The organism is Bradyrhizobium cosmicum (assembly GCF_032290525.1).
Lineage (GTDB): Bacteria > Pseudomonadota > Alphaproteobacteria > Rhizobiales > Xanthobacteraceae > Bradyrhizobium > Bradyrhizobium cosmicum_A.
The window spans coordinates 1-277 of the sequence record NZ_JASXTA010000197.1 but is presented as its reverse complement, the minus strand read 5'-3'; the positions used below and the strand labels follow the sequence as shown (position 1 = coordinate 277).

1 pseudogene is annotated in these 277 nt (G+C 69.3%); it reads left to right on the top strand.

What is annotated here, in order from left to right:
• Nucleotides 1-277: pseudogene (locus QSV46_RS39635) on the top strand (L,D-transpeptidase); the annotation flags it as partial.

Genomic DNA, 277 nt, shown 5'->3' with positions numbered 1-277 from the left:
CGACCGATGCGCCCGCGGTAAAGGGCGACAAGGGCGCGGACGCGGGCCAAGCGCAGCCAAGCCTCGAACTCCGATCGACCGTCGGCCACGCGGCGCCGTTGCGCGAACAGACCCACACGGCGGATGCCGGCAGTACTCTGCCGACGAGCGCCGTCGTGACCATGTCCGACGCAACGCCTGTCGGTGATACATCGGGCGCGGAGGCAAAGGCGGACGCGCCGAAATCCGAGCCAGCTATCTCGGCAGCCGGTGAGCCCACGAAGGCGATGGCTGACAC